The 23,715-nt window shown below is 70.1% G+C and carries 17 protein-coding genes and 1 pseudogene; 8 read left to right on the top strand and 10 right to left on the bottom strand.

The genetic code is table 11. The annotated features are described in order from the left end of the window. Window positions 1-200: 200 nt before the first annotated feature. Both gltB and Q2K21_RS26250 read left to right on the top strand, forming a co-directional pair. The gene (gene gltB, locus Q2K21_RS26255; RefSeq protein WP_310781253.1) at window positions 201-4,796 is read left to right on the top strand and encodes a glutamate synthase large subunit; all 4,596 of its coding nucleotides are present in this window, start codon (window positions 201-203) and stop codon (window positions 4,794-4,796) included. Then, window positions 4,789-6,252 carry a glutamate synthase subunit beta gene (locus tag Q2K21_RS26250; RefSeq protein ID WP_310775660.1) on the top strand — a complete coding sequence of 488 codons (1,464 nt, stop codon included), beginning with the start codon at window positions 4,789-4,791 and terminating at the stop codon, window positions 6,250-6,252. The genes gltB and Q2K21_RS26250 overlap by 8 nt, the downstream gene beginning before the upstream one ends. Before the next feature lie 117 nt (window positions 6,253-6,369). Here the strand turns inward: Q2K21_RS26250 and Q2K21_RS26245 are convergent, their stop codons facing one another. The 3 genes from Q2K21_RS26245 to Q2K21_RS26235 all read right to left on the bottom strand — a co-directional run bounded on the left by Q2K21_RS26245 (window position 6,370) and on the right by Q2K21_RS26235 (window position 9,750). Continuing rightward, window positions 6,370-7,083, bottom strand: coding sequence for a 3-keto-alpha-glucoside-1,2-lyase-like domain-containing protein (locus Q2K21_RS26245; protein WP_310775658.1), 714 nt, complete (start codon window positions 7,081-7,083; stop codon window positions 6,370-6,372). Next, window positions 7,080-8,243 carry a non-hydrolyzing UDP-N-acetylglucosamine 2-epimerase gene (gene wecB / locus Q2K21_RS26240; protein ID WP_310775657.1) on the bottom strand — a complete coding sequence of 388 codons (1,164 nt, stop codon included), beginning with the start codon at window positions 8,241-8,243 and terminating at the stop codon, window positions 7,080-7,082. Before wecB ends, Q2K21_RS26245 begins: the two co-directional genes overlap by 4 nt. Before the next feature lie 298 nt (window positions 8,244-8,541). After that, a complete protein-coding gene (locus tag Q2K21_RS26235; RefSeq protein WP_310781251.1) occupies window positions 8,542-9,750 on the bottom strand; it encodes a glycosyltransferase family 2 protein in 1,209 nt (402 codons plus the stop codon). Between the two features lie 573 nt (window positions 9,751-10,323). On the opposite strand from Q2K21_RS26235, the gene Q2K21_RS26230 reads away from it, so the two are divergent. Together Q2K21_RS26230 and Q2K21_RS26225 are read left to right on the top strand one after the other, a co-directional pair. Further along, window positions 10,324-12,114, top strand: coding sequence for a polysaccharide deacetylase family protein (locus Q2K21_RS26230; protein ID WP_310775655.1), 1,791 nt, complete (start codon window positions 10,324-10,326; stop codon window positions 12,112-12,114). Between the two features lie 8 nt (window positions 12,115-12,122). Continuing rightward, a complete protein-coding gene (locus tag Q2K21_RS26225; protein WP_310775653.1) occupies window positions 12,123-13,178 on the top strand; it encodes a glycoside hydrolase family 113 in 1,056 nt (351 codons plus the stop codon). 9 nt (window positions 13,179-13,187) lie between these two features. Here the strand turns inward: Q2K21_RS26225 and Q2K21_RS26220 are convergent, their stop codons facing one another. Next, window positions 13,188-14,102, bottom strand: coding sequence for a rhomboid family intramembrane serine protease (locus Q2K21_RS26220; protein WP_310775651.1), 915 nt, complete (start codon window positions 14,100-14,102; stop codon window positions 13,188-13,190). A gap of 148 nt (window positions 14,103-14,250) precedes the next feature. Here Q2K21_RS26220 and Q2K21_RS26215 point away from each other — a divergent pair, with 148 nt between their 5' ends. Beyond that, a complete protein-coding gene (locus Q2K21_RS26215) occupies window positions 14,251-14,970 on the top strand; it encodes a vWA domain-containing protein (protein WP_310775649.1) in 720 nt (239 codons plus the stop codon). Between the two features lie 7 nt (window positions 14,971-14,977). Here the strand turns inward: Q2K21_RS26215 and Q2K21_RS26210 are convergent, their stop codons facing one another. Continuing rightward, complete coding sequence (locus Q2K21_RS26210) at window positions 14,978-15,934, bottom strand: acyl-CoA dehydrogenase family protein (protein WP_310775647.1); 957 nt, start codon at window positions 15,932-15,934, stop codon at window positions 14,978-14,980. Further along, window positions 15,934-17,073 carry an acyl-CoA dehydrogenase family protein gene (locus Q2K21_RS26205; protein ID WP_310775645.1) on the bottom strand — a complete coding sequence of 380 codons (1,140 nt, stop codon included), beginning with the start codon at window positions 17,071-17,073 and terminating at the stop codon, window positions 15,934-15,936. The genes Q2K21_RS26210 and Q2K21_RS26205 overlap by 1 nt, the downstream gene beginning before the upstream one ends. 47 nt (window positions 17,074-17,120) lie before the next feature. Here Q2K21_RS26205 and Q2K21_RS26200 point away from each other — a divergent pair, with 47 nt between their 5' ends. The 3 genes from Q2K21_RS26200 (at window position 17,121) to Q2K21_RS26190 (ending at window position 19,945) form a co-directional block, all read left to right on the top strand. Next, window positions 17,121-17,906, top strand: coding sequence for an SDR family oxidoreductase (locus Q2K21_RS26200; protein ID WP_310775643.1), 786 nt, complete (start codon window positions 17,121-17,123; stop codon window positions 17,904-17,906). Between the two features lie 231 nt (window positions 17,907-18,137). Next, window positions 18,138-18,749: a TetR/AcrR family transcriptional regulator gene (locus Q2K21_RS26195; protein WP_310775641.1), complete on the top strand. Its 612-nt coding sequence runs from the start codon at window positions 18,138-18,140 to the stop codon at window positions 18,747-18,749. Between the two features lie 38 nt (window positions 18,750-18,787). Beyond that, window positions 18,788-19,945 carry an acetyl-CoA C-acetyltransferase gene (locus tag Q2K21_RS26190; protein ID WP_310775639.1) on the top strand — a complete coding sequence of 386 codons (1,158 nt, stop codon included), beginning with the start codon at window positions 18,788-18,790 and terminating at the stop codon, window positions 19,943-19,945. Here Q2K21_RS26190 and Q2K21_RS26185 read toward each other — a convergent pair. The 4 genes and pseudogenes from Q2K21_RS26185 to Q2K21_RS26170 form a co-directional block, all read right to left on the bottom strand. Next, window positions 19,929-20,987 carry an NAD(P)H-dependent flavin oxidoreductase gene (locus Q2K21_RS26185; RefSeq protein ID WP_310775637.1) on the bottom strand — a complete coding sequence of 353 codons (1,059 nt, stop codon included), beginning with the start codon at window positions 20,985-20,987 and terminating at the stop codon, window positions 19,929-19,931. The genes Q2K21_RS26190 and Q2K21_RS26185 overlap by 17 nt on opposite strands. Window positions 20,988-21,208: 221 nt before the next feature. After that, window positions 21,209-21,931, bottom strand: a pseudogene (locus tag Q2K21_RS26180) (CoA-transferase subunit beta); the annotation flags it as partial. After that, complete coding sequence (locus tag Q2K21_RS26175; RefSeq protein ID WP_310775635.1) at window positions 21,928-22,899, bottom strand: CoA transferase subunit A; 972 nt, start codon at window positions 22,897-22,899, stop codon at window positions 21,928-21,930. The gene Q2K21_RS26175 and the pseudogene Q2K21_RS26180, both read right to left, overlap by 4 nt. Beyond that, entirely contained in the window at window positions 22,900-23,649 is a 750-nt protein-coding gene (locus tag Q2K21_RS26170) for an enoyl-CoA hydratase family protein (protein WP_310775633.1), read from the bottom strand. Window positions 23,650-23,715 lie beyond the last annotated feature (66 nt).

Genomic DNA, 23,715 nt, shown 5'->3' with positions numbered 1-23,715 from the left:
TGTCCGCTTCTGTCCCTTCGATTCCATCGCCGTGGGTGGAACCCCGCCACGCTCCGGCGATGTCCGCATGTTGAAACGGACTATCCGGTTCCCGAGAACCGCTTCATCATGTAACCTGCACGAAATTTTGCACCCCACGCAGAGGGCCAACGTCGTCCCTCGGCAGCTGCATATGCCACATGACGACGACGGGAGAGCCGATGCGTACGCCGCGCCAGCCGTCCCAGCACTCTGCGAATGGCCGGAACTGGTCGTTCATGGATGCTCGCCCTGCTGCGCAGGGTATGTACGACCCCCGCAACGAGCACGACGCCTGTGGCGTCGGCTTCGTGGCCACCCTCACCGGCGAGGCGAGCCATGCGCTGGTCGAGCATGGGCTCATGGTTCTCTGCAACCTGGAGCACCGCGGTGCCACCGGCGCCGACCCCAACGTGGGTGACGGCGCGGGCATCCTCACCCAGGTTCCCGACGCGTTCCTGCGCGAGGCGGCCGGATTCGAACTGCCCGAGCTGGGCGCGTACGCCGTCGGCATCGCCTTCCTGCCCGAGGACGGCACCGCCGAGACCGTCGCGCAGATCGAGACGATCGCCGAGGCGGAGGGCCTCGACGTGCTCGGCTGGCGCGACGTCCCGGTCGCTCCCGACCTGCTGGGCGACGCCGCCCGCGCCACGATGCCTGTCTTCCGCCAGATCTTCGTGACCGACGGCGCGAGCAAGGGCATCGACCTCGACCGCAAGGCCTTCGCGCTGCGCAAGCGCGCCGAGCGCGAGGCCGGCGTGTACTTCCCGTCGCTGTCCGCGCGCACAATCGTCTACAAGGGCATGCTGACCACCGGCCAGCTGGAGCCCTTCTTCCCGGACCTGTCCGACCGTCGTTTCGCGTCGGCCATCGCCCTGGTCCACTCGCGCTTCTCCACGAACACCTTCCCGAGCTGGCCGCTCGCCCACCCGTACCGCTTCGTCGCGCACAACGGCGAGATCAACACGGTCAAGGGCAACCGCAACTGGATGCGTGCCCGCGAGTCGCAGCTGGCCTCCGACCTGTTCGGATCCCAGGAGAACCTGGAGCGGCTCTTCCCGATCTGTACGCCGGACGCCTCCGACTCCGCCTCCTTCGACGAGGTGCTCGAACTCCTGCACCTGGGCGGCCGTTCGCTGCCGCACTCCGTGCTGATGATGATCCCGGAGGCGTGGGAGAACAACGACGCCATGGATCCGGAGCGGCGTGCCTTCTACCAGTACCACTCCACGATGATGGAGCCCTGGGACGGCCCGGCCTGTGTCACGTTCACCGACGGCATCCAGGTCGGTGCCGTGCTCGACCGCAACGGCCTGCGTCCCGGCCGCTACTGGGTCACCGATGACGGCCTCGTCGTCCTTGCCTCCGAGGTCGGCGTCATGGACATCGACCCCTCCAAGGTGGTCCGCAAGGGCCGCCTCCAGCCCGGCAAGATGTTCCTCGTCGACACCGCCGAGCACCGCATCATCGAGGACGACGAGATCAAGGCGACCCTCACCGCCGAGCAGCCCTACGCCGAGTGGCTGGAGGCCGGCGAGATCGAGCTGGGCGACCTGCCCGAGCGCGAGCACATCGTCCACACCCACGCCTCGGTCACCCGCCGCCAGCAGACCTTCGGGTATACCGAGGAGGAGCTGCGCGTCATCCTCGCGCCGATGGCCAAGGCCGGCGCCGAGCCGATCGGGTCGATGGGCACCGACTCGCCGATCGCCGCGCTGAGCGAGCGCCCGCGCCTGCTCTTCGACTACTTCACCCAGCTGTTCGCGCAGGTGACCAACCCCCCGCTGGACGCGATCCGCGAGGAACTGGTCACCTCCCTGCGCTCGTCGCTGGGCCCCGAGGGCAACATCCTCGAGCCGACGGCCGCCGCCTGCCGCAGCGTCACGCTGCCCTTCCCAGTCATCGACAACGACGAGCTGGCCAAGCTCATCCACATCAACGCCGACGGCGACATGCCCGGTATGAAGGCCGCGACGCTGTCCGGTCTGTACCGGGTGAGCGGTGGCGGTGACGCCCTCGCCGCGCGCATCGAGGAGATCTGCGCCGAGGCCGACTCCGCGATCGAGAACGGCGCCCGCCTGATCGTCCTGTCGGACCGCCACTCGGACGCCGAGCACGCGCCGATCCCGTCGCTGCTGCTCACCGCGGCCGTTCACCACCACCTCATCCGCACCAAGCAGCGCACCCAGGTGGGCCTGCTGGTCGAGGCCGGCGACGTCCGCGAGGTCCACCACGTCGCCCTGCTCATCGGCTTCGGCGCCGCGGCCGTGAACCCGTACCTGGCGATGGAGTCCGTCGAGGACCTCGTCCGCGCAGGGACGTTCCTGTCCGGCATCGAGCCCGAGAAGGCCATCCGCAACCTGATCTACGCGCTCGGCAAGGGCGTCCTGAAGGTCATGTCCAAGATGGGCATCTCGACCGTCGCCTCCTACCGCGGCGCCCAGGTCTTCGAGGCCGTCGGTCTCGACGACGCCTTCGTCGAGAAGTACTTCAACGGCACGGCCACCAAGATCGGCGGCGTCGGCATCGACGTCATCGCCAAGGAGGTCGCCGCCCGTCACGCCAAGGCCTACCCGGCCTCCGGCATCGCTCCCGCGCACCGCGCGCTGGAGATCGGCGGCGAGTACCAGTGGCGCCGCGAGGGCGAGCCGCACCTGTTCGACCCGGAGACGGTCTTCCGCCTCCAGCACTCGACCCGCACCAAGCGCTACGACATCTTCAAGAAGTACACCGACCGTGTGAACGAGCAGTCCGAGCGCCTGATGACGCTGCGCGGCCTGTTCGGCTTCAAGAGCGACCGTCAGCCGATCTCCATCGACGAGGTCGAGCCGGTCTCCGAGATCGTCAAGCGCTTCTCCACGGGCGCCATGTCGTACGGCTCCATCTCCAAGGAGGCGCACGAGACGCTCGCCATCGCCATGAACCAGCTGGGCGGCAAGTCCAACACCGGTGAGGGCGGCGAGGACCCGGAGCGCCTGTACGACCCGGCGCGCCGCTCGGCGATCAAGCAGGTGGCCTCCGGCCGCTTCGGCGTGACCTCCGAGTACCTGGTCAACGCGGACGACATCCAGATCAAGATGGCCCAGGGCGCCAAGCCCGGCGAGGGCGGCCAGCTGCCCGGCCACAAGGTCTACCCGTGGGTGGCCAAGACCCGTCACTCGACGCCGGGTGTCGGCCTGATCTCCCCGCCGCCGCACCACGACATCTACTCCATCGAGGACCTGGCCCAGCTGATCCACGACCTGAAGAACGCGAACCCGCAGGCGCGGATTCACGTGAAGCTGGTCTCGGAGGTCGGCGTCGGCACGGTCGCCGCGGGTGTGTCCAAGGCGCACGCGGACGTCGTCCTCATCTCCGGTCACGACGGCGGTACGGGTGCCTCCCCGCTGACGTCGCTCAAGCACGCCGGCGGTCCCTGGGAGCTCGGCCTCGCCGAGACCCAGCAGACCCTGCTGCTCAACGGCCTGCGCGACCGCATCGTCGTCCAGACCGACGGCCAGCTGAAGACCGGCCGTGACGTCGTCATCGCCGCGCTGCTCGGCGCCGAGGAGTTCGGTTTCGCGACCGCGCCGCTCGTCGTCTCCGGCTGCGTCATGATGCGCGTCTGCCACCTGGACACCTGCCCGGTCGGCGTGGCCACCCAGAACCCGGTGCTGCGCGAGCGTTTCTCCGGCAAGGCCGAGTACGTGGTGAACTTCTTCCAGTTCATCGCCGAGGAGGTCCGCGAGATCCTGGCCGAGCTGGGCTTCCGCTCCATCGAGGAGGCCGTCGGCCACGCGGAGGCGCTCGATGTCACCCGTGCCGTCGACCACTGGAAGGCGCAGGGCCTGGACCTGGAGCCGCTGTTCCACGTGCCCGAGCTGGCCGAGGGCGCGGTGCGCCACCAGATCGTCGCGCAGGACCACGGCCTGGAGAAGGCGCTGGACAACGAGCTGATCAAGCTCGCCGCCGACGCCCTGGCCGCGAACTCCGCCACCGACGCCCAGCCGGTGCGTGCCCAGGTCGGGATCCGCAACATCAACCGCACGGTCGGCACCATGCTCGGCCACGAGGTGACGAAGAAGTTCGGCGGCGCGGGTCTGCCCGAGGACACGATCGACATCACCTTCACGGGCTCCGCGGGCCAGTCCTTCGGCGCCTTCCTGCCGCGCGGTGTCACGCTGCGCCTGGAGGGCGACGCCAACGACTACGTCGGCAAGGGCCTGTCCGGTGGCCGCGTCATCGTCCGCCCGGACCGGGGCGCCGACCACCTCGCCGAGTACTCGACGATCGCGGGCAACACCATCGCGTACGGCGCGACCGGCGGCGAGCTGTTCCTGCGCGGTCGTACGGGCGAGCGGTTCTGCGTCCGCAACTCCGGCGCGCTCGTGGTGTCGGAGGGCGTGGGCGACCACGGCTGCGAGTACATGACCGGTGGTCACGCGGTCGTGCTCGGCGAGACGGGCCGCAACTTCGCGGCCGGCATGTCGGGCGGTATCGCTTACGTCATCGACCTGAACCGCGACAACGTCAACGCGGGCAACCTCGGTGCCGTCGAGGCCCTGGACGACGCGGACAAGCAGTGGCTGCACGACGTGGTGCGCCGCCACGCCGAGGAGACCGGCTCCACGGTCGCCGAGAAGCTCCTTGCCGAGTGGTCCGTCGCGGTGGACCGCTTCAGCAAGATCATCCCCAGCACCTACAAGGCAGTGCTCGCCGCCAAGGACGCCGCCGAGCGAGCCGGTCTCTCCGAGACCGAGATCACCGAGAAGATGATGGAGGCGGCGACCAATGGCTGATCCCAAGGGCTTCCTGACGCACGGCCGCGAGGTCGCCAAGTCCCGCCCGGTGGGCGAGCGTGTCAAGGACTGGAACGAGGTCTACGTTCCCGGCTCGCTGCTGCCGATCATCAGCAAGCAGGCCGGCCGGTGCATGGACTGCGGCATCCCGTTCTGTCACAACGGTTGTCCGCTGGGGAACCTGATCCCCGAGTGGAACGACTACGCCTACCGTGAGGACTGGACCGAGGCGTCCGAGCGCCTGCACGCCACGAACAACTTCCCGGAGTTCACGGGCCGTCTGTGCCCCGCTCCGTGCGAGTCGGCGTGTGTGCTCGGCATCAACCAGCCGCCGGTCACCATCAAGAACGTCGAGGTCTCGATCATCGACAAGGCGTGGGACAGCGGTGACGTGAAGCCGCAGGCCCCCGAGCGCCTGTCGGGCAAGACGGTCGCGGTCATCGGCTCGGGCCCGGCGGGTCTGGCCGCCGCCCAGCAGCTCACGCGGGCGGGCCACACCGTCGCGGTGTACGAGCGCGCGGACCGCGTCGGCGGTCTGCTCCGCTACGGCATCCCCGAGTTCAAGATGGAGAAGCGGCACATCAACCGCCGTATCGAGCAGATGCGCGCGGAGGGCACCCGCTTCCGTACCGGCATCGAGATCGGCCGCGACCTCAAGGCGACGGACCTGCGCAAGCGGTACGACGCCGTGGTCATCGCCGCCGGCGCCACCACCGCCCGCGACCTGCCGGTCCCCGGCCGCGAGCTCAAGGGCGTCTACCAGGCGATGGAGTACCTGCCGCTGGCCAACAAGGTCCAGGAGGGCGACTACGTCACCACGCCGATCTCGGCCGAGGGCAAGCACGTCGTCGTGATCGGCGGCGGTGACACGGGCGCGGACTGCGTGGGCACGGCCCACCGCCAGGGCGCGGCCTCCGTCACGCAGCTGGAGATCATGCCCCGCCCGGGCGAGGACCGGAACCCGGTCTCCCAGCCGTGGCCGACCTTCCCGATGCTGTACAAGGTCACCTCGGCCCACGAAGAGGGCGGCGAGCGGGTCTACTCCGTCTCGACGACCCACTTCGAGGGCGACGAGGACGGCAACGTGCAGTGGCTGCACCTGATCGAGGTCGAGTTCGTGGACGGCAAGCTGACCCAGAAGCCGGGCACGGAGCGGAAGATCCCGGCCCAGCTGGTGACGCTGGCCATGGGCTTCACGGGCACGGACCGCGAGAACGGCCTGGTCGAGCAGTTCGGCCTGGAGCTGGACGAGCGCGGCAACATCGCCCGCGACGCCTCCTTCCAGACCAATGTGCCGGGCGTCTTCGTGGCCGGTGACGCCGGTCGCGGCCAGTCGCTGATCGTGTGGGCGATCGCCGAGGGCCGCTCCGCGGCGCGCGGTGTCGACCGCTTCCTCACGGGTGCCAGCGACCTGCCGGCCCCGATCCGCCCGACGGACCGCGCACTGATGGTCTGAGGCACCCACGTGTGACCTGAAGGGTCACTCATAGACGTCCCGTACAAAGGCGTACGGAACACAGACGGCGCCTGCCCGCCAGTCCCCGACCGGACGATGGGCAGGCGCCGCCGCATGTCAGCGGCCCGAACTCGCCTCCAGGCCCTCGAACTTCACCGCCGCGTCCTCCGTGTACGCGCCCACCTTGCCCCTCGGACAGGGGCGTTCGGCATCGGTGAAGGTCACCAGCGGCTTTCCCTCCGCGAAGACCGTGAGAACGGGACCGCGCTGCTCCACCCGCACCGTGTACCAGTCGCCCACCGGGTACTTCTCGCGTCCGGTCGCGAGGAAGCGCTGGCCGCCCGGATAGGCGGGGTCCCGCTTGCCCAGCTCCCAGCCGTTCGGCTTGAGGGTGATGTAGTAGAAGTGCTCGGGGTCGGTGTACGCCCAGACCAGCCACGGCACTTCCCAGGGATTGGGGTCCGGCTCGCGCAACTGCGTCACGGTCCGCATCCGCGCTTCGTAGCGCACGTCCGTGTACGAGACGGTGCTCACCACCAGTCCCGCGTGCGTGGTGCCGGGGTCCTCGGCGGCCCGGGGGGACAAGGACAGGGAGCCGTCGTCGCCCACGTTGGTGCCGTGACCGTTGAACACCGAGAACCAACGGCCGTGCGTGGAACCGTCGATCCAGGGCGCGGGCGGTGACGCGTCGTCGCCCTGGCACTGGCTCAGCGTGGCCATGAGGATCGCGGTCAGCACGAGCGCCACTGCCAGGGCGGTCAGGAGCCGGCCCCTGCGCCCCGGCGGAATCCGGGGGATCCGCCCACGAGGGCGCAGGAGTGACGAGGTCATGCCGTCGAGTATGGCCCCGTCGCGGTGACGCCGACCGGCACTTCGGCGGCGAAGTCCTCGGCCAGTTGGGTGAGCACGCGCTCGGCCGCCCGCCCGTCGCCGAACGGGTTGCCCGCGTCGGCCATGCGCCGGTACTCCGCCGGATCGTCGAGCAGCCGCTCGGCGCAGCTCACGATGGCCTCCGGGTCCGTGCCGATCAGCCGGGCCGCGCCCACCTCGACCGCCTCGGGGCGTTCGGTGGTCGTCCGCAGCACCAGCGCGGGCTTGCTCAGGCTCGGGGCCTCCTCCTGGATGCCGCCGGAGTCGGTGAGGACGAGGTCGCACTCGGCCAGCGTGGCCGCGAAGTCCAGGTAGTCGAGCGGTTCGACGATCGAAATGCCTTCGTGGCCGCCGAGTTCGGGCAGCAGCACGTCCCGTACGGCGGGGCTCTTGTGCAGCGGCAGCACGATCTCCACGTCCCCGCGCTGGACCAGCCGGCGCAGTGCCCGGCCCATGCCCCGCATCCGCTCGCCCTGGTTCTCCCTGCGGTGCAGGGTCACCAGGATCCGCTTGGCGCCGGTGCGGAACGCGGAGGTGCCGGTGCCGTCGGCCAGTACCCACAGCAGGTTGTCGATGACCGTGTTGCCGGTGGTGAAGACCTGCTCGGCGGGGACGCCCTCGTCGGTCAGATGCCGGGCCGCGCGTGGCGTCGGGGCGAAGTGCCAGCGGGCGATGCGCCCGATCAGGTTGCGGTTGAGTTCCTCGGGGAAGGGGTTGTCGATGACGCCGGTGCGCAGTCCGGCCTCGACGTGGGCGACGGGGATCTTCTCGTAGAAGGCGGCCAGGGCGCCGGCCAGCGCGGTCGTGGTGTCCCCCTGCACCACGACCAGGTCCGGCCGCTGGTCCCGCATGACCTCGCCGAGTTCCCCGACCAGACGGGCGGTCAGTTCGGACAGCTGCTGGCGGCTGCGCATCACGTCGAGCGCGATGCGTACGTCGACGCACAGCAGGCCGAGCATCTGGTGGAGCATCTCGCGGTGCTGGCCCGTGGTGACGACGATCGGCTCGAACTGCGTGTCGGTGGCCATCGCCCGCGCCACCGGCGCCAGTTTGATCGCTTCCGGCCGGGTCCCGAGCACCAGCATGGCGCGTACGGGCATGGCTGACGGGTGTGTGGACATGGGTCCCCCCTGGGCGCACGCGGTCGCGAAACCGCGTGACGGTGTGTGAAGTGCTGAGAGATGAGAGAGGTGCGGGCGTGCCGAGAGATGAGAGATGAGAGATGAGAGAGGTGCGGGCGTGCCGAGAGATGAGAGATGAGAGAGGTCCGGGCGTGCCGAGAGATGAGAGAAGTGCGGACGTGCCGAGAGATGAGAGAGGCGCGGACGGCCGATGAGAGATGCGCGAGCGCACGGAAAGGTGAGCGCCGAGAGGTGAGGCGTCCGGCCGGGCTCAGGGACCGAGCGTGGCGGAACCGCCTCAGGTGCGCGCGGTCTTCAGCCAGGTCTGCTTGCCGGTGAGCATCCGCCAGAACCCCCACCAGCCGGCGGCGAACCAGATGTAGCCGTAGAAGACGAAGACGTGGGCGAGCAGCACCGAGCGCACCAGCCCCAGGTCCCGCTCACGCTTGGCGTACACGAAGCCGTATGTGTAGGCGGCCGTGAACGAGAGCAGATACGGGCCGAGCAGCCACATGGGTGACACGAGCGGGTGTCCCACCTGGACGGAGGCCACGGTGGTGGCGCCCAGGGCGACGAGGAAGGACAGCGGCAGCAGCGAGGTGAGCAGGATCAGCACCGGGCTGGACAGGTGGTACAGGAGGTCGAGCGCCGCTCGGGTCGGCACGTCCCGCAGGATGAGCGGAACGAGGCCGGAGGACTGCAGATGGCCCTGGAACCAGCGGGATCGCTGGCGGATCAGCCGCCGCAGGCTGAGTACGGCCTGCTGGGAGACAGCCGCCGTGGTGCAGTGCTGGTTGGTCCAGCCCTTGGCGAGCAGCCGGACGCCGAGATCGAGGTCCTCGGTGAGGCTGTCGCTCCACGGGCCGGCGCCGTCCGCGGTGCTGAGCGTGTTGAGCGCCGACAGCCGCATGAACTGCCCGTTGCCGCCCATGCCCACGCTGCCGATGAAGCGGCGTGCGCTCTGGAACACGTCGCCGTAGACGACGAACTCCATGTCCTGCATACGGGCGAGGAGCCCCTGGTGCCGGTTGTACATACGGACGCAGACCTGAACCGCGCCCGTACGCGGGTCGTCGAAGTAGGGATCCACGGACTGCACTACGTGCGGGTCGAGGCGGCCGTCCGCATCGACCACACAGAGGATCACATCGGCGGGATCGTGACCGGCGAGCAGACCGGACTCCCTCAAGTGCCGCACCCCGTCGTTGAGCGCGGCGCCCTTGCCGCGGCGTGCGTTCGGCAGGGTGCGCCGGTACAGTCGGACCCGGTCGGGGTCCGCCGCCAGCGCGATCTCACCGGTGCGGTCGTCCGAAGCGTCGTCGATCACCAGAGCCATGAAATTCCCGGCGGGCAACGCGGTAATGCGGGCCAGACTTTCGGAAAGAACTCTCTCCTCGTTCAGGCATGCCAGCAGGAAAACGAAAAAGCGTTCTCGTCGATCGGTCCCGGACCGCCGAATTCTGCGGCGTGAGAGCAGAAACAAACTCGTGTTGTAACAACCGGCCATGGCGATCAGAGTGATACTCGACCACAGGAGCAGTTCAATGATCAAGACTGCTCCCGGGGTGAATCCGCACCCTGTGCGCCTGCCGACGCAGCCGTATCCGGGCCAGCAGAATCACGCAGGCCGTCAGGCAGTAGAGCAGAAAACCGGCCCCGGCCGTTGCCTGTAGGGCTTTGGCCAAAGATAGGCCGGGTATGACTTCCGGTGCCGCCATCGCCCCTGCCAAGGGCAGCAATGTCCCCAGAGCGGGTCTTCCGTACATGGTCCCCCCATGTTTGTTTCAGTGCGCGTCCCCGTCGCGCGAAGGTGAACGTATCAGACGTTGAGGGTTACTCAGAAGGCTATTCAGAAAATGGACATGTCCGATGTCCCGATGGTGTCTCATGGGCCCCGCGGAATTCACCGATCGGCCATTGACGCCCGTTCGTGACGGCAGAAGAATCGGTGGCTTCTCATCAGCAAAAGCCTTTGCCAAGGATTGGTAAAGTGGGGGGTAAGACCGTGAGGCAAATGATCCGTCCTCGGAGACGAGGAACCTCAAGATTCTCCATCGTCCTGCTGCTTGTCGCAGCCCTGTTGAGCGGCACTTTCCTGGCCGCGAGTGCCCAGGCCGGCGGGGGGCGCCGGCACACCGGTGAGGCCGGTGGCACCACGTCCGGACTGAGCCGCGTCGATCTGAAGGGCTGGGCGAAGGCCCAGCTCACAGCCGACCTGGCGCGCCACGACCGGCAGCGCGAGAACACCTCGAAGACGACCCTGGCGAGCGCGGCCTCCTTCTCGTCCACCTCCGCGTCGGCCGTGGACCGCCAGGCGACGCTCCTGTCGTCGCCCGCCGACGACACCGCCGCGGCCGACCCCACCACCCTCGTGCTCTACGACACGGCGGGCCCCTACGGGCAGTTGGGTGAGCTGTACGCGATGGCCACGGCCAACCTGGCGGGCCACTTCGGCACCGTCACGGCCAAGCCGGTCCAGCAGTACACCGCCGGGATGATCGACTCGTACACGGCCGTGATCTACATCGGCTCGACCTACTACGGCGGCAGCATCCCGGACGCCATCCCGGCCGCCTTCTACCAGGACGCGGCGACCACCACCAAGCCCGTGCTCTGGATGGGCGCCAACATCTGGGGCCTGGCGAACGACGTGGGCGTAACCCGGTTCGCGCAGAAGTACGGCTGGGACCCGACGACGTCGTACTACGAGGACGGCGGCTCGGTCGGCACGGTGACGCAGGTGACGTACAAGAACCAGGCACTCACCCGGACGATCCCGGCCGGACAGGACGGAGGCGTGCTGCGCCCCACCATCCTGACGGGGTCCGGATACCCGGCGGTCATCCGGCTCGCGGAGGGACTGGACACCTCCAACGGGCACACCTTCGGGTGGGCGATCCGCTCGGCCAACCTCACCTATATGGGTGAAATCCCGTTCGCGTACGTCTCCGAGAGCGACCGCGTCATCGTCCTGGAAGACCTCCTCTTCGACGCCCTCGCGCCGGCCACCACCGAACGGCACCGCGCGGTCGTCCGCCTGGAGGACATCAGTCCCGACTCGGATCCCGCCGAGCTGCGGTCCATGGCCGACTACCTGTACGCACAGAACATCCCCTACGGCATCAACGTGATCCCCGTCTACACGGACCCGAACGGCACCTACAACAACGGTGTCCCGGAGACGGTCACGCTCGCGCAGCGGCCACAGGTGGTCAGCGCGCTGAAGTACATGCTCGCGCGGGGGGCGGTCCTGATGGACCACGGCTACACGCACCAGTACGGCAATGTCGCCAACCCGTACAACGGTGTGACCGGTGACGACTTCGAGTTCTACCGGGCGCACGTCGACACGGCGAACAACGTCGTCCACGACGGCCCGGTCGCCGAGGACTCCACCCTCTGGGCACAGGGACGGGTGACCAGCGCCCTGGCCCTGTTCACGGCGGCGGGCCTGCCGAAGCCGGCGCTGTGGACCACCCCGCACTACGCGGGCTCGGCGGCCGACTACAAGGTCTTCAGCTCCAACTTCTCGGCCCGCCTGGAGCGTTCGCTCTACTTCGCGGGCACACTCACCGGGGCATCGTCCGACCCGAACCGGTTCATCGGCCAGTTCTTCCCGTACGTGGTGAAGGACGTGTACGGGACCAAGGTGCTGCCCGAGAACATCGGCAACTACGAACCGGAGGCCTACAACAACCATCCGGCGCGGCTGCCGGCCGACCTCATCGCCTCGGCCAAGGCCAACCTCGCCGTCCGGGACGGGTTCGCCGGCTTCTTCTACCACCCGTACTACGCGCTCCAGCCGTTGAAGGACACCATCGACGGCATCAAGGCGCTCGGCTACACCTTCGTCAGCCCGGCAGCCCTGTGAGGGCACCGGTGACGAGGAGGAGGACCGCCGCCGCCCTGGCCGCGGTCCTCCTCACCGTGAGCGGCTGCACCTCCGTCGGCCCCGGACGCGGGCACGGCGGCGGCACCCCCGGCCCACGGCCCGACGACTCCACCTCGACCTCGACGATGCGCGGTATCACGCTGCCCTCCTGGAACCGCACCGACTACGACAGCCCGGCGGCGGACGGGTACCTGCGGGACATCAGGGCGACCGGCGCGCGCTGGGTCACCTTCACCCCGACCTGGTACCAGAACCGCCCGACCGACCCGGCCATGCACACCACGGAGGAGACCGCGAGCGACGGCAGTCTGCGACGGATCGTGGACCGCGCCCACGCGCTCGGCCTCAAAGTGATGATCAAGCCGCATGTGGACCTGCCCGGGGACGCCGACCGCGCCGAGATCGGACCCCGAGACCGGACGGCCTGGTTCGCCGCCTACCGCCGCTTCATCACCCACTACGCGGACCTCGCCGCGGACACGCGAACCGAGCAGTTCGCGGTCGGCACCGAACTCGCCGGTGTCTCCGGCGACCTGGCCGCCTGGACGAAGGTCATCAGCGCCGTCCGTGACCACTACGACGGGCCCCTGACCTACGCCGCCAACTACGACGAATACGAGAGGATCCCCTTCTGGAAAGAGCTCGACCTCATCGGCATCGACGCCTACTGGCCGCTGTCCACGAAACCCACGGACGACACCGAACGGCTGCGCCGCGCCTGGGAGCCGATCGGCAAGCGGCTCGCCGCGTACGCGCAGCGGCAGAACCGGCGGATCCTGTTCACCGAGGCGGGTTACGTCAGCCAGCGCGGCGCGACCACCGCCCCGTACGCCTGGACCATCAGCAACCGCACCGGAGACGCCGAACAGGCCGCCGCCTACCGGGCATTGCTGGACTCCTTCGAGGGCAAGCGGTGGTGGGCCGGAGTGTGCTGGTGGATGTGGGACGACTGGCCGGACAGCGGGGAGACACCGGCGCGCCTCGCGTACTCCCCGCACGGCAAGCCTGCGGAGAAGGTACTGCGCGACCGATGGGCCACCTGACGCGCCGCTCTAGGCCGTCAGCTCTGTGACCTTCCCGATCGTCAGGACCACCAGCAGCACCAGCAGCCCCGCGCACGCGGCCGCCTGGATCAGGCCGCGGCGCGGGCCCCGGGGGACGTACGCGAACGCCAGCGTCACCACCCCGCCCGCCAGCAGACCGCCGAGGTGCCCCTGCCAGGAGGTGAGGCCGGCGGAGATCAGCAGCCACACCAGCAAACCCGCCATGAAACGGTTGACGGTGCTCATGTCGGCGCCGAGACGGCGGGCCATGACGTAGTACGCGGCGCCCAGCCCGAAGATCGCCCCGGACGCGCCGACCGTCTCGGCGTGCGGGGCGGCGATCAGCAGGACGAGCACCGAGCCGCCGAGGGCCGAGAGCAGGTAGAGCGCGAGGTAGCGGATGCGGCCCAGCTGTGCCTCGACCACCCGGCCGATGTTCCACAGCGACACCATGTTCATGATGATGTGCAGGATCCCGAACGTCCCCTGGGTGGGCGGCAGGTGCAGGAACGTGCCGGTCAGCAGCCGCTCCCACTCTCCGTTCACGAGACCCTCGGCATGCAGTTCCGAGGGGTACGGGTACTGCCACAGGTAGTACTCGCCGTCCGGGCCCACGAGACGGGCCCCCAGCATCGCGAACCGGTCCACGATCGCCGGACGCACCAACTCGCCGAGGTAGGCCAGGACATTCAGGCCGATCAGGACGTACGTCACCATGGGCGCCGTCGTGATCCGGCCGCCGAACGCCGTGCGCGCCTGGCGGATCGAGCGAGCCCCCTCTTTGACGCACTCCACGCACTGGTGGCCGACGGCCGCCTCGCGCATGCAGTCGGGACAGATGAAGCGGTCGCAGCGGGTGCAGCGGACGTGGGACTCCACCTTCGGGTGGCGGTAGCAGGTGGTGACGGCGGACTTGGGCTCCACGGCCGGCTCCTCGACGGGGGTGGACAGACAGATGGTGAGCCGGTGGGGACGGCGGCGAACAAAGTAGCGAACGCCTGAGGCAGGAGGAAACCGTGGGGCTGCCGTGGCGTAGCCTCGGCCTTTCCGTACCGGACCGAAGGGAGCCCGTATGGCCGGGATCAGTCCGACCGAGGTGGAGAAGAAGGCGCCTGCGCTGGTCAGCCTGTACAAGACCGCCGGGGTCTCCCTGCGCAAGCACGGTCTCGACGGGCTGCGTGCCGCCGTCTATCTCGTGGTCGACTACTCCGGATCGATGAAGCCCTACTACAAGGACGGCAGTGTGCAGGCGCTCGCCGACCGGGTGCTCGGGCTGTCCGCGCACCTCGACGACGACGGCAGTGTGCCGGTCGTCTTCTTCTCCACGGACGTCGACGCTGTCACCGACATCTCCCTCGCCGACCACCGAGGACGGATCGACCGGATCGTGGCCGGGCTCGGGCACATGGGCAAGACCAGCTATCACCTGGCGATGGACGCCGTCATCGACCACTACGTCGACAGCGGCTCCACGGCCCCCGCCCTTGTCGTCTTCCAGACCGACGGCGGCCCCATCAACAAGCTCGCCGCGGAACGGTACCTGTGCAATGCGGCGAAGCTGCCGATGTTCTGGCAGTTCATAGGGTTCGGGGATCCCGGCAGCAAGCAGTTCGAGTTCCTGCGGAAGCTCGACGAGCTCGCGGTACCGGGCAAGCGCGTCGTCGACAACGCGGGGTTCTTCCATGCCGGTTCGGATCCGCGGAAGGTGTCCGACGACGAGCTGTACGACCGTCTGGTGGCCGAGTTCCCGCAATGGCTGAGGGCGGCCCGGGCGCAGGGGATCGTGCCGTGAGCTGTCCTCAGTGACCGGGGTGGGCGCCGCCCAGGACGGTGTCCCGGCACTCCGGCGGTGTACCCCACGCCGTGCGCAGCGCACGGGCCTTCGTCAGCCAGAGGGAGAGGTCGTACTCGGCGGTGTAGCCGATCGCGCCGTGCAGCTGGAGCGCCGTACGGGCCGTCGCGTACGCCGCCTCGCAGGCTGCGACCTTGGCCGCGGCGACGTCCGCAGAGGTCATCGACAGGGCGGCCCCGAACAGCAGCGGCCGCGCGAACTCCAAGGCGATCTTCGCGTCGGCCAATTGGTGCTTGACCGCCTGGAACGAGCCTATGGGCACGCCGAACTGGACCCGCTGCCCGACGTATTCCACGGTCCTGTCGAGCAGGGCGAGACCGACGCCGAGGGCTTGGGCGGCGGTCACCAGGCGGGCCCGGTCGAGGGCGTCCGGGGGGACGCGGGGGATGAGGAGTTCGCCGCCGGGGAGCGGGGTGGCGAGCCGGCGGGCGGGATCCAGGGACTGCTTCACCTCCGGCCGGCATCCGGGTGACAGCCACACCTCATGGCCCCTGAGGGCGAGGACGACGTCCGCCGCGTCCCCGTCCAGTGCGTACGGTGCGCCCACCGTGGCCACCGACTTGCCGGAAGCCAGCTGTGGCAGGAGCCGCTCGGCGTGCTCCGGCGCCCCGGAGAGAAGGGCCGCCGCGAGCACCGTCTCCACCACCGGGCCCGGCACCGCGTGCCGCCCCAGCTCCACGAAGGCCAGGGCGAGTTCCACGGGAAGCGGGCCCACCCCCTCGTACGCCTCCGGGACCGCCAGCGCGAAGACGCCCGCCTCCGCGAGCCGGGACCACAGCGCCCGCCCGGCCGTGTGATCGCCGGCACCCCAGGACCGTACGACCGAGGGCGTGTCGGCGGCGGTGAGCAGGGCGTCCAACGAGCGGGCGAACGCACGCTGTTCGTCGGTCGGCAGGAAACGCATCAGCGGCGGCCCTTCGGCAGGCCGAGCAGGCGCTCGGCGATGATGTCGCGCTGGATCTCGTTGGTGCCCGCGTAGATGGGGCCCGCGAGGGAGAAGACATAGCCCTCGGCCCAGTCGGTGTCCGCCGACTCGCCCTCCGCGCCGAGCAGGTCGAGCGCCGTCTCGTGCAGCGCTATGTCGTACTCGGACCAGAAGACCTTGTTCAGGCTGGACTCCGGGCCCATCGGCTCGCCGTCCAGGACGCGGGAGGCGCCCGCGTAGGTGAAGAGCTGGTACGCCCGGGCGCCGATCACCGCGTCGGCCACCCGGTCCCGTGTCTGCGCCGGGCATCCGCGCTCCCGCCACAGCGTGGCCAGCCGGTCGGCGGCGGCCAGGAAGCGGCCGGGGGAGCGGAGGGTGAGCCCGCGCTCATTGCCCGCTGTCGCCATCGCGACCCGCCAGCCCTGGCCCGGCTCGCCGATCACGTCCTCGTCGGGGACGAACACGTCGTCGAGGAAGAGTTCCGCGAAGGCCGGCTTCCCGTCGAGCCGGCCGATCGGGCGGACCGTGACCCCTGGTGCGCGCAGGTCGAACATCAGATAGGTCAGCCCTTGGTGAGGTTTCGGCGTGTGCGGGTCGCTGCGGAACAGGCCGAACGCGCGGTCGGCGAAGGCCGCCCGCGACGACCAGGTCTTCTGCCCGCTCAACAGCCACCCGCCGTCGGCGCGCACGGCCCTGGCCCTCAGCGAGGCCAGGTCGGAGCCGGCCTCGGGCTCCGACCACGCCTGTGCCCAGATCACCTCTCCGCGTGCCATCGGCGGGAGCACGCGGGCGCGCTGCTCCTCGGTGCCGTGGGCGAACAGGGTCGGCGCCAGCAGATGGATGCCGTTCTGACTCACCCGGCCCGGCGCGCCCGCCGCGTAGTGCTCCTCCTCGAAGATCAGCCACCGCAGCAGGCCCGAGTCCCGACCGCCGTACTCCTGCGGCCAGGACACCACCGACCAGCGGTCCGCGGCGAGTTCGGCCTCCCACGCGCGGTGTGCCGCGAAGCCCTCCCCGGTCTCCAGGGAGGGCGGCGGGGTCGCGGGTACGTGCGCGTCGAGCCAGGCCCGGGCCTCGGTGCGGAAGGCCTCGTCGGCGGGGGAGTGGGTGAGGTCCACGGGCACCGTCCTTCCCTAACAAGTGTTTGGTAGGTTAGCGTGGGGCCATGACAGGCGTCGAGAGCCCGGCGTATGTACCCGGGCACGGGCTGCTGAAGGGGCGCACCGCCGTCATCACCGCGGCGGCCGGGGCGGGGATCGGGGGAGCGACCGCGCGCCGGCTCCTGGAGGAGGGCGCGCGCGTGCTGATCAGCGACGCGCACGCGCGACGGCTCAAGGAGTACGAGGCCGAACTGGGCCGCGAGTTCGCGGGCGCGGTGGCGTCCGCCCCGTGCGACGTCACCGACGAAAGCCAGGTGCGGGCCCTGTTCGCCACGGCCGTCCGGCTGCACGGCCGTCTCGACATCGTCGTCAACAACGCCGGTCTGGGCGGCACCGCCCCGCTGGTCGACATGACCGACGAGCAGTGGTCGAAGGTGCTCGACGTGACACTGAACGGCACGTTCCGCTGCACAAGGGCGGCCCTGCGCGCGATGAGGGAGACGGGCGGTGGCGTGATCGTCAACAACGCCTCCGTGATCGGCTGGCGCGCCCAGGCCGGACAGGCTCACTACGCCGCCGCGAAGGCGGGCGTCATGGCTCTGACCCGGTGCGCGGCGATCGAGGCGGCCGAGTACGGGGTGCGGGTCAACGCGGTCTCGCCGAGCCTCGCCCTGCATCCGCACCTGGTGAAGGTGACGACCCCCGAACTGCTGGAGGAGCTGACCGCCCGAGAGGCCTTCGGGCGGTACGCGGAGCCGTGGGAGGTGGCCAACGTGATCGTCTTCCTGGCGTCCGGCTACTCCTCGTACATGACCGGCGAGGTCGTCGCCGTCAGCAGTCAGCATGCCTGAGCGCTCCGCGGGAAGCGCCGCGATTGGCCATCGATCGTCTGCGGGCTCGTCGTGGCTGGTCGCTCCCCCAAGTTCTCGGCTTCGCTCGAACAGGGGGGACCCCCATCGCGGCGGAGCCGCATATTGAGACAGCCCCGCGCCCCTTCAGGGCGCTGCCGAACCGCAGCCGACTTCGCCAAGCCCGCTCAGAGCCCAGCGATGGGCGGGCGCCCCCGGGATCACAATGGATCTGTGCCGACCAAGAAGAAGCCTCAGGTGACCGCCGCGCCCGCCCGCCGCCGTGAACTCCTCGACACCGCCGCGGAGGTCTTCGCCGAGCAGGGCTACAACGCCACCACCGTACGCAAGATCGCGGACCACGCCGGGATGCTCGCGGGCAGCCTCTACTACCACTTCGACTCCAAGGAGTCGATGCTGGAGGAGATCCTGCGTACGTTCCTCGACGAGCTCTGGGACGGCTACGACACCGTCCTGGACGCCGAACTCGGCCCGCGGGAAACCCTGGAGGCGCTGGTCACCGAGTCCTTCCGGGAGATCGACCGGCACCGCGCGGCCGTTGCGATCTACCAGAAGGAGTCCAAACAGCTCGTGGCGCAGGACCGGTTCGCGTTCCTCGCCGCGTCGCAGCGCAAGTTCGAGAAGGCGTGGCTGTCCACGCTGGAGCGTGGGGTCGCCGCCGGCGTCTTCCGCTCCGACCTCGACGTCCGGCTCACCTACCGGTTCGTGCGCGACACGGTCTGGGTCGCCGCGTCCTGGTACCGGCCCGGCGGACAGCACAGCCCGGAGGAGATCGCCCGGCAGTACCTGTCGATGGTGCTCGACGGGATCGCCGTACGTGAGTAGCCGCATGTGAACTGCCGTCCTGAGTGAGGGAGCCGACCATGACCGAGGCCTATATCGTCGAAGCGGTCCGCACGCCCGTGGGGCGGCGGCGGGGCGGGCTGAGCGGGGTCCATCCGGCCGACCTGGGTGCGCATGTGCTGAAGACCCTGGTGGCCCGCTCCGGCGTGGACCCGGCCGCCGTGGAGGACGTCGTCTTCGGCTGCCTGGACGCGGTCGGGCCGCAGGCCGGCGACATCGCCCGCACCTGCTGGCTGGCGGCCGGACTGCCCGAGGAGGTGCCGGGCGTGACCGTCGACCGGCAGTGCGGCTCCTCCCAGCAGGCCGTGCACTTCGCGGCCCAGGCCGTGCTGTCCGGCACCCAGGACCTGGTGGTCGCGGGCGGTGTGCAGAACATGTCGCAGATCCCGATCGCCTTCGCCTCCCGCCAGGCCGCCGAGCCGCTGGGGCTCACCCAGGGGCCGTTCGCGGGCAGCGAGGGATGGCGGGCCCGCTACGGCGACCAGCCCGTCAACCAGTTCCACGGCGCCGAACTGATCGCCGCGAAGTGGGGCATCACCCGGCGCGACCAGGAGGAGTTCGCACTCCGCTCCCACCGGCGGGCACTGCGCGCGATCGACGAGGGCCGCTTCGACCGGGAGACCGTCGCCTACGGTCACGTCACCGTCGACGAGGGCCCCCGCCGGGACACCTCCCTGGAGAAGATGGCCGAGCTGAAGCCGGTCCTGGAGGGCGGCACCATCACCGCCGCCTGCTCCTCGCAGGTCTCCGACGGCGCGGCGGCCCTGCTGCTGGCCTCGGAGCGGGCGGTACGGGTACACGGGCTCACCCCGCGGGCCCGCGTCCACCACCTCTCGGCCCGCGGCGAGGACCCGATCCGTATGCTGTCGGCCCCGATCCCGGCGACCGCGCACGCCCTGAAGAAGACCGGCCTGACGATCGACGACATCGACCTAGTCGAGATCAACGAGGCCTTCGCCCCGGTCGTCCTCGCCTGGATCGAGGAGACCGGTGCCGACCCGGAGAAGGTCAACGTCAACGGTGGCGCCATCGCCCTCGGCCACCCGCTGGGCGCCACGGGCGCCAAGCTGATGACCACCCTGCTCCACGAACTGGAGCGCACCGGCGGCCGCTTCGGCCTCCAGACGATGTGCGAGGGCGGCGGTCAGGCCAATGTGACCATCATCGAACGGCTGTGAGCGATTCCAACGACTTCAGTGCTCCTTCCGCCTCCTTCATGATCCGGTCCACCAGCTCCGCGCACGACGGCAGGTCGTCGATCACCCCGGCGACCTGCCCGGACGCCATCACCCCGAGGTCCGTCCGCCCGTCCACCATCGCGGCCTTGAGCAGCATCGGCGTGTTCGCCGCGAGCAGGACCTGACTCCAGCTCAGCTCCTTGCCGTGCTTCAGGGCGAGGCCGTCGCGGACCATCGCGGGCCAGGTCAGGCCCGACAGCTTCCGGAAGCCCGAGGCCCGGCGCACCGCGTGCAGCAGCGCCCGCGCGCGGCCCGCGCGCTCCAGTGAGTCGACAAACGGGGTGCGCAGCATGCGGTGCGGCAGGCCGTCCACCGCTCTGGTGACCGTGACCTCCTTCACCGTCGCCGCCAGATAGCTGGCCTTGACCGCGTCCGGGACCGTGGAGTCGGAGGTCAGCAGGAACCGCGTGCCCATCGCGATCCCCGCCGCCCCGTACGCCAGCGCCGCCACCAGTCCGCGCCCGTCGTGGAAGCCGCCCGCCGCCACCACCGGGATCTCCACCGCGTCCACCACCTGAGGCAACAGCACACTCGTCGCCACCTCACCGGTGTGACCGCCGCCCTCGCCGCCCTGCACGATCACGGCGTCCGCACCCCAGGCGGCCACCTTCTCGGCATGGCGCCGGGCGCCCACGGACGGGATCACGACCACCCCTGCCGCCTTCAGTTCGGCGATCAGCTCACGGGAGGGGGCCAGCGCGAAGGACGCGACCCGGACGCCCTCCTCGACGATGAGCCGCACGCGGTCGCCCGCGTCTTTGGCGTCCGCGCGCAGATTCACCCCGAACGGCGCGTCCGTGCGCGCTGCGACCTCCCGTATCGCCTCCCGCAACTGGTCGAGCGTCATGGTCGCCGAGGCGAGGATGCCGAGCGCGCCCGCGTTCGCCGTGGCGGAGACCAGGCGCGGGCCGGCCACCCAGCCCATCCCCGTCTGGACGAGAGGGTGCCGGACCCCGACGAGCCGAGTGAGCGCCGTCTCCATCAACGCCCTCCGCCCTCGGCGACCCGACCGGGATCCTCGGCACCACGGCTGGGGGCCTCCGCAGCAGGGTCCGGGGCCTCGGCACGACGGCTGGGGGCCTGCGTAGCAGGGTCCGGGGCCTCGGCACGACGGCTGGGGGCCTGCGCACCACGGCGGGGAGTTTCCGCACCACGGCTGGGGGCCTCCGCACCACAGCCCGAGGCCTCCGCGCCACGGTCGGGTACCTCGCGCTCCCGTATCCCCCGCGGATCGATCACCTCACGGATCAACCGAAGCTCCTCCGGCGTCGGATCACGGGTGTACGGCACATCGGCGGGGACCGTCAGCTCGAATCCCGTCGCCTCTCTCACCTCCTCCACCGTCACCCCGGGATGCAGCGAGGCCAGCCGCATCGAGCGGTCCGGAGTGGCGAAGTCGAACACGCCGAGGTCGGACACGACGCGCGGGATGCGGTGGAAGCGGGCGGTGGCCGGATGCCGGGCCGCCCGGTCGTACCCCACCCCGCACACCATGTCGACCCGCTCGACGAACACCCGCCGTGAGTGCCGCGGTATCCAGTAACTGGTCGGGTTATTGAGGGTGTTGACCGGTGCGCCGCGCACCCCGAGGAGTTGCCGCCGGGGCGTCGCCCAGTCGCCGACGCACGAGATGTTCTGGTTGCCGAAGCGGTCGATCTGGCTCGCGCCCATCATCACGTGCCGCCGACCGCCGGTCACCAGCGCCAGATGCTGACGGTACGGCAGCCAGCCCTCCACCGTCCCGTCGACGCCCACCAGCATCGCCTCGCCGTCGGTGAGCATCAGTTCCGGAGAGAAGGTGCGCTTGGCCAGCCGTGCCCCGACGGACGGGACCGGGCCCATGGGGCTCGCGAGGATCTCCCCGGCGTCGCGCCACGCCTCGGCGCAGGCGATCACGCAGTACTCGGCGCGGGTCGCTCCGCTCATGACCGCTCCTTGTGCCAGGCCCGGACGGCCGACTGATACGCGTGCTCGTCCCCGGCGAGGAACCGCTCGGCGAACCGGGGCCACGCCGTGGTCGCGTAGTGCCTCTGGAACGCCTCGTCCCGCTCATGGTCGGGTGCGCAGGACGTGAAGTGCGCGCCGTTCGGCGCCTCGACCACGCCGGTGACGGTGTGCCGCTTGATCAGCAGGGTCTGCGGTGCGGCCTCCTTCGTCAGCTCCGCCGTGTCTACGATCCGTTCGCACGAGACGTACGCCGCGTCGGCCGCCTCGCAGAACAGGTCGTCGAAGTACGGGTCCGGACCCAGGTACTGGCCGTTGCCCGCCCGGTCGGCGCGGTTGACGTGGACCAGGGCCGCGTCCATCCGCAGCGCGGGCATCGCCACGAACTCCTCGCGCACACCGGGCCCGCCCCCGCCCGTGCCGGCCGTTTCATCGCGCTCGGCGGCCCGCTCCGCACCGGCGGATCCCGCATGCGGTCCGGGCGCGGGAGACCCGTCCCCGCCGGTGAACGGCCACCCGTCCGCGTAGGGCGAAGTGACCGTCCGCAGACCGGGGTTGACCCGCATCACGTCCGAGCCGATGCCCGCCCGCACCGGCAGGAACGGCAGCCGGTTCGCCCCCGCGCGCAACCCCCACATGAACATCGCCTCGTCGACCTCCACCAGCTCGAACGCGCCGCTCTCGCGCGCCGCGCGGAAGTGCGGTTCGAGCGGGATCGAGTCGAGGGTCGCGAACGCGGCGACCAGTCTGCGGATCCGCCCGGCTGCCGCGAGCATGCCGACGTCCGGGCCGCCGTACGAGACGACCGTGAGATCGGTGATCCCGGAGCGGAGCAGCGCCCGCACCAGGGCCATCGGCTTGCGGCGCGAGCCCCAGCCGCCGATGCCCAGGGTCATGCCGCTCTCCAGACGGGAGACGACCTCGTCGGCGGTCATCGTCTTGTCCCTCACCTACGCCCCCTCCTTTCCCTTTCCGAAGGTGTCCCGGACGCGGCCGGCCACGCCGCTGAGATTCGCCTCGAAGGTGAAGCCCTGCTCGAAGCGGTAGCTGCGGCGCACGTCGACCGGGTCGATTCCGTTGATGGCGGCCTTGGCGAGCCGGAGCAGCTCGCCGTCCTTCGCGGCGATCTCGCGGGCCAGCCCCAGCGCGGCCGCACGCAGTCCCTCCCGCGGCACCACACGCCATACCGAGCCGTGCGCGTGCAGCTCGGCCGCCGTCGCCGTCCGCGAGGTGTAGTACAGGGCACGCATCAGATGCCGCGGCACCAGCCGGGCCAGATGCGTGGCCGCGCCCAGCGCTCCCCGGTCCAGCTCGGGCAGCCCGAAGACGGCGTCCTCGCTCGCCACGATCGCGTCCGCGTTGCCCACCAGGCCTATGCCTCCGCCCAGGCAGAAGCCCTGCACCGCCGCCACGACCGGCACCTCGCACTCGTACACCGCCGCGAACGCCTCGAAGCACCCGCGGTTGGCTCCGATCAGCGCGCTGCTGCCCTCGGCCTGTATCTCCTTGATGTCCACACCCGCGTTGAAACCGCGCCCCGCCGCGGCCAGCACGACACAGCGGACCTCCGCGTCGCGGCCCGCCGACCGCACCGCGTCGGCCAGGTCGAACCAGCCGGTCACCGGGAGCGCGTTGACCGGCGGGTGGTCGACCGTGACGACGGCGACCCCTTTTTCCGGGTACGAGGTGGAGACACCCATGAGCGCATCAGCTACCTTTCCACCAAACGTTTGTTAGGTGCGATTCGAAGCTAGCAGCGATCGCGT

The sequence above is a fragment of the Streptomyces sp. CGMCC 4.7035 genome (genome assembly GCF_031583065.1).
Lineage (GTDB): Bacteria > Actinomycetota > Actinomycetes > Streptomycetales > Streptomycetaceae > Streptomyces > Streptomyces yaanensis.
This window is presented reverse-complemented; position numbering and strand designations above follow the sequence as displayed.

What these genes read in the sequence shown, in the direction of transcription:
- Q2K21_RS26200 (WP_310775643.1), top strand. Translation starts at nt 17,121, where the DNA reads ATGACAGGCGTCGAGAGCCCGGCGTATGTACCCGGGCACGGGCTGCTG.
- Q2K21_RS26185 (WP_310775637.1), bottom strand. Translation starts at nt 20,987, where the DNA reads ATGGAGACGGCGCTCACTCGGCTCGTCGGGGTCCGGCACCCTCTCGTC.
- Q2K21_RS26210 (WP_310775647.1), bottom strand. Translation starts at nt 15,934, where the DNA reads ATGCGTTTCCTGCCGACCGACGAACAGCGTGCGTTCGCCCGCTCGTTG.
- Q2K21_RS26170 (WP_310775633.1), bottom strand. Translation starts at nt 23,649, where the DNA reads ATGGGTGTCTCCACCTCGTACCCGGAAAAAGGGGTCGCCGTCGTCACG.
- Q2K21_RS26250 (WP_310775660.1), top strand. Translation starts at nt 4,789, where the DNA reads ATGGCTGATCCCAAGGGCTTCCTGACGCACGGCCGCGAGGTCGCCAAG.
- Q2K21_RS26190 (WP_310775639.1), top strand. Translation starts at nt 18,788, where the DNA reads ATGACCGAGGCCTATATCGTCGAAGCGGTCCGCACGCCCGTGGGGCGG.
- gltB (WP_310781253.1), top strand. Translation starts at nt 201, where the DNA reads ATGCGTACGCCGCGCCAGCCGTCCCAGCACTCTGCGAATGGCCGGAAC.
- wecB (WP_310775657.1), bottom strand. Translation starts at nt 8,243, where the DNA reads ATGTCCACACACCCGTCAGCCATGCCCGTACGCGCCATGCTGGTGCTC.
- Q2K21_RS26235 (WP_310781251.1), bottom strand. Translation starts at nt 9,750, where the DNA reads ATGGCCGGTTGTTACAACACGAGTTTGTTTCTGCTCTCACGCCGCAGA.
- Q2K21_RS26215 (WP_310775649.1), top strand. Translation starts at nt 14,251, where the DNA reads ATGGCCGGGATCAGTCCGACCGAGGTGGAGAAGAAGGCGCCTGCGCTG.
- Q2K21_RS26245 (WP_310775658.1), bottom strand. Translation starts at nt 7,083, where the DNA reads ATGACCTCGTCACTCCTGCGCCCTCGTGGGCGGATCCCCCGGATTCCG.